Annotated in this window: 6 protein-coding genes and 1 pseudogene; 6 read left to right on the forward strand and 1 reads right to left on the reverse strand. The window is 42.2% G+C overall.

From position 1 onward, the window contains the following. Nucleotides 1-67, reverse strand: a pseudogene (locus HMPREF3142_RS29690) (hypothetical protein); the annotation flags it as partial. Between the two features lie 929 nt (nucleotides 68-996). On the opposite strand from HMPREF3142_RS29690, the gene HMPREF3142_RS01455 reads away from it, so the two are divergent. The 6 genes from HMPREF3142_RS01455 to HMPREF3142_RS28880 all read left to right on the forward strand — a co-directional run bounded on the left by HMPREF3142_RS01455 (nucleotide 997) and on the right by HMPREF3142_RS28880 (nucleotide 4,108). Then, the gene (locus HMPREF3142_RS01455) at nucleotides 997-1,776 is read left to right on the forward strand and encodes a hypothetical protein (protein WP_070611421.1); all 780 of its coding nucleotides are present in this window, start codon (nucleotides 997-999) and stop codon (nucleotides 1,774-1,776) included. Nucleotides 1,777-1,786: 10 nt separating this feature from the next. Then, complete coding sequence (locus tag HMPREF3142_RS01460) at nucleotides 1,787-2,521, forward strand: hypothetical protein (protein ID WP_070611423.1); 735 nt, start codon at nucleotides 1,787-1,789, stop codon at nucleotides 2,519-2,521. Nucleotides 2,522-2,523: 2 nt separating this feature from the next. Continuing rightward, complete coding sequence (locus tag HMPREF3142_RS01465) at nucleotides 2,524-2,808, forward strand: hypothetical protein (protein ID WP_070611426.1); 285 nt, start codon at nucleotides 2,524-2,526, stop codon at nucleotides 2,806-2,808. Nucleotides 2,809-3,116: 308 nt separating this feature from the next. Beyond that, complete coding sequence (locus tag HMPREF3142_RS28875; protein WP_136455412.1) at nucleotides 3,117-3,608, forward strand: hypothetical protein; 492 nt, start codon at nucleotides 3,117-3,119, stop codon at nucleotides 3,606-3,608. A gap of 2 nt (nucleotides 3,609-3,610) precedes the next feature. Beyond that, nucleotides 3,611-3,916 (forward strand): hypothetical protein, encoded by a 306-nt coding sequence (locus HMPREF3142_RS01470; protein ID WP_060876821.1) that lies wholly within the window; start codon nucleotides 3,611-3,613, stop codon nucleotides 3,914-3,916. 3 nt (nucleotides 3,917-3,919) lie between these two features. Beyond that, entirely contained in the window at nucleotides 3,920-4,108 is a 189-nt protein-coding gene (locus HMPREF3142_RS28880; protein ID WP_127429062.1) for a hypothetical protein, read from the forward strand. Nucleotides 4,109-4,546: the final 438 nt, after the last annotated feature.

Here is a 4,546-nt window from a genome sequence, read left to right on the forward strand (position 1 = left end):
AGCCGTTAACCACCACCTCGCCTTCGCTGACCGTCTCCAGGGCATTCATGCAGCGCAGGAAAAGTGAATGGTTCGTTTTGCAGAAATTTATACAGCTATGTGATGTAAAGCTATTAAACGTATGTATTAGCTAGCAATAGCTGTTTTTTACTTTTCTTTCCTTTTCATCGTTTTTTACAGAGTAAAGTAAATAACTACGGCGCATTAATCACATCTCATTTACTTCTACGCATGTATTACATGCATGCTGAGTAATCACATGTGTACACTACATTAAATGCTTTGAATGTAACCGTTAAATAGACTTAATTGTACTGTTATGTTAATTTCATAAACGGCATGAATATATCAATATGAAATGATGGGCAAGCCTGATCATAAATATAAATTCTTAATGTATTTGTGCGCATTACATAAGAATCATCTCAATAGTAGTGGCCCTATTAGAATGTCCCTAGGATAATTCATCACACAGCAGTAATAACGTGCAACAAACATGAGGTTAATAGGATTTTCCACTATCACTAACTTGAATGCCCATTCTTTGAACAACAGTGTTAAAGAAATGTTCAACATTCAGCTGAGCAATAAGAAATCCATAATTAAAGTAGTTGATAATGTTGTATGTCCTACTGACGTTTCAGACGTATAGACAGTGATTAAAGGAGATGATTTCCCTTGCTACTTTAAAATCACTTTTAACGCTGCTATGTGGGTAATCTTTGCAGGTCAAAGGTTGGCCTATAGCACTACGCAGGGCAAGCTAAAGCGAGTTGTTCATAGTGTTATGGTTTAATTTAACATGGTTAGCACTTGGCGTAATTGATTTAATTCGGAGATTTTCTTAATGGTTATTTCGATAGGTCAATTGATCATGCTGATGATGTTTTCCGTCTGTTGGTTTAGTTACATAATGCGCATTATTATCCTGCATGAAAAAGATGTTAAATCTTTAGATGAAATTTGCGATGAGTTCCGCAAGGAGTTATATAAAAAATGAAAAAGCTAGCTCTTGCACTCTGTGCATCATTCAGCGCTCACGCTTTCACTACTGGCTTTACCTGTGACACTCAAGGCCTTACAGCAGGTGATAACGATACACGCGCTTCTATGAGTATGTCATACGGGCAAGCGGCTTGGACTATTGCCGGATTTGAATTTACAGGCGCTTACGGTAGCGATACCGGAACAGTATTAACAGATGGTAAGGGCAATCAACTTATCACTAATGGCTCTACAGAAGTGAATAGCGATGGCTCCTATACGAGCTACATTATTATCAAATTAAAGAATGGGAAGCAATACGGGGTAGATTGCGGCGCTGATAATAATGCTGGTGAAGCTGTGCCCCCTACGCTTGATCTTAGAGAGTATGAAGTAGTTAGCACACCAGATACAAGCAAAGTATCTCAAGATCAGCAGAAAGCTAAAGTGAGCGATCAGAGTAATAAACCATTAACCCCGGCTGATGATGCTAGTTTAGTTCCTGCAAATGATACCCCTAACGATCTGGTAGATGTTGGCAAAGTGGGACAAACAACTAATTGGGATAATCAGGCAGCTCCAACGCCTCTTCCATCCGATCTACCGCCTATAGACTCTTTGCCCGATCACTTGCCATCACATGGAGAACAGGAACCCTCTAATACTCACATACTTTTATTAGCGGGGGTTTTATTGGCCTGCGCTGTATTGGCAAAAACTGAATACAAACATTATCAGCTTAAAAAGAAAATGAAAGCTGATGCGGATAAATATTTTAATCTCTTCAAATAAGGTAGATAAAATGGCTTTATCAGATGGCTCTATTGAACGTTGGTCACTCGCTGATGTACTGGCTATTAAACCGAACTTAGAAAACCGTACTTTAAACTTCAGCGGGAACTACTTGCAGGGCGAATGGAATGATTCATTAGGCGATCCGTTCGAAGTGTGCCTACTGGATAATGAATTTATCCTTGTAGATGGGCATCACAGGCAACACGCTTTAGCTAATGGTTGGCTTGATAATCTCCCTGATACATTTGCAGTGTGGCACCGTGAAGCGGAAACGATGGACGATATCAGAGCGCGGCAAGATGCACATATGGAGGGCAAGAGAACGCCTAACGCTACACAAAGAGCTTCTATCATCGATAAGCGTCTGAGCCTTACAGATCTGGAGAGCAAGCAAGCTAAGCGCATAGGCATTACAGCGGTTAAGCAGTTAGGCTACAAGGGCAAAGATGCATTGCTGAAGGGTAAAACTGACTACATCGAAGAGATCCGCCTTATTGATACGTGGGGATTAAGTTTTGAGGCTGCACGTTACCCGCAAGGCATCTTAGCGGCAATGCTCAAAACAGCGCGTGTAAGCCCCTCTCAGGCTTGCGACTTCTGGCACAAGTACGACGCTAAAGCAAGGGGTAGTAAGTTCATCAAGCGTGTATTAGATCGTGTAGAACAAGGTGGCATTGGTGAAGAATATAATGCACAGCTTTACGCTACTTCTGTAGATAGCTTTGATTATTGGATGGATTAATAATGAAAAAATCACTTATAGCGCTAGCGCTGCTGGCTCCCCTTTCAGCGTCTGCGTGTATAACTGGGCATTGGGTACAAGAAGTTAGTAATGGTGGCGGCATCATCACATTAGAGAACAGCGCCGTGTTAAAAGTGAACCCTTCGCAGCAATATATTACGTCTATCTGGCTCCCTACAGATGAGTTAATTATTTGCCCTAAAGGTGGGAGTATCTTTTCGGTAATAGATAAGAATGATACCGGAAGCGATCAGGTAATAACTAAACTTTTAGATGGTGGCCTATGAATGAGAAAGAAAAGCTCTATAGGACAATAAACGAGATTCTTACGTTCTGCTTTAAATGCGCAAAGGTTGTTATAGGACTTTTGGTTGTGTGCCTCATTATTACTGTGGTATTCGGGAAATGAAACACTATCCCCCGCTCTGGTTCGAGACTAAATATCAAATGGAACTTAATGCGGGTATTACCCTAGCGGCTAAGCTAAGCGAATGGAAAAGTAGAGACACTCAAGCGCTACTAAAAGCACGTAGTAATTATCAGTCAAAACTTTTTAAGAAAGCAATTTAATCCAATCAATAGGAATGCACTTGTAATGAAAACCAAATCTATCTGTGTAGCGCTGTCTGCTATTGTTGCTGCTATGTCACTTTCTGGCTGTGCGCTAATAGTGGATGGTAAAACACAGCCTGTAGCCATTAAGACTAATGCCCCGGCAATGTACACGATTAGAAATGGTGATGGTGAAGTAGTGAGTACAGGCGTTGCACCTACAACGGTAAACCTCAAGCGTGGCGATGCGCCCTATTCTGTGACACTCCAGCGTACAGACTCAGCCCCTATAACCTCTGGCACAGTAACAGACAATCTGAACGGCTGGCTCTGGGGTGATATTGCTTGCGGGTTGATTGTATGTGGTGGCGTTGATCTTATCACTGGCGCTGCGTGGGATTTAGACACAGCGGTTACAGTGAATACACAGCCAGATCCAACACATCCAGACGCTAACGCAAGTAATACAATGCATATGGTAGCTCCTACACAAGCGCCTATCACTATCAACAATACAGTGAACAATAAGGCCTGATCATGCAGGAAGATTTAGAAAAAATCCGGGAAGCTAAAGCAGTAGCAGAGGCTAACATTGTACCCGGCGTGATGAATCCCCATGTAAGTTACTATGAAGTGATGCTAAAGCAGGGATACGTAGTAGCGGAGGGAATGTATCAGGGTAAGAATATGGCGATTCTTGATACATATCAGGATTGGCGAGATATTGAGATCACCACACTGGAGGCATTCAGAGAGCGCCAGCAAAGTAAGCAGACGCTAAACATTATCCTTTCAGTGTTCGGCTTTATCGCGCTTTGCTGTTTAATGGCTGGGGTGATTTAAGTAATGACTTCACCATATGAAGAATACGTAGTAACGCCAGTTAATGAACTGGAAACCAAAGAACAGCGTGATAGACGGATTGCGCATGAACGTAAAGTAGGTGCTGTATTTAATCATCCTCGCTTTCGTAAGCGTGACCCTGAAGATTTATGGCATGATCCTGAATTTAACGCAATCATACTAGGCGATTAAGATGAACCCTTTTCAATTCTACGTGGCTGCTTCAGGCGCTGCTGATGGCCTCTTTTGCTAGCCCTTATTGCTGGGGAATATCAGTGTGCGGCCTGGTGGTTGAATTCTTTGCAGATCGTAAAAAAACATCCGGCATGGTGAATTATTGAAAGTGCAATGAAAATTAGCTTGATGGCGGGTCATGTGGTTATATGGACTACGGTAATGGCCACGCTCTGAAGCACAATAGACCCAGTAATAAACCAGACTCTAACAGCATATTTACATTAAATCATATAGGCCGCCAAAGAGCGGCCTTTCTTATGTCCTAAACTCTCTCCCTCGCTATTCTCAGCGTGTTTTAACTCTCTTCCCTTCTACTCTCTATGTCATAGCCTATAGAACGCTTCACAGATGACATTTTTCCAGCCCGCTCGGTTTACAGCACCTTGCTGAGGA

Origin of the sequence: Klebsiella sp. HMSC16C06 (assembly GCF_001808325.1) — a bacterium.
GTDB classification, from domain to species: domain Bacteria; phylum Pseudomonadota; class Gammaproteobacteria; order Enterobacterales; family Enterobacteriaceae; genus Klebsiella; species Klebsiella variicola.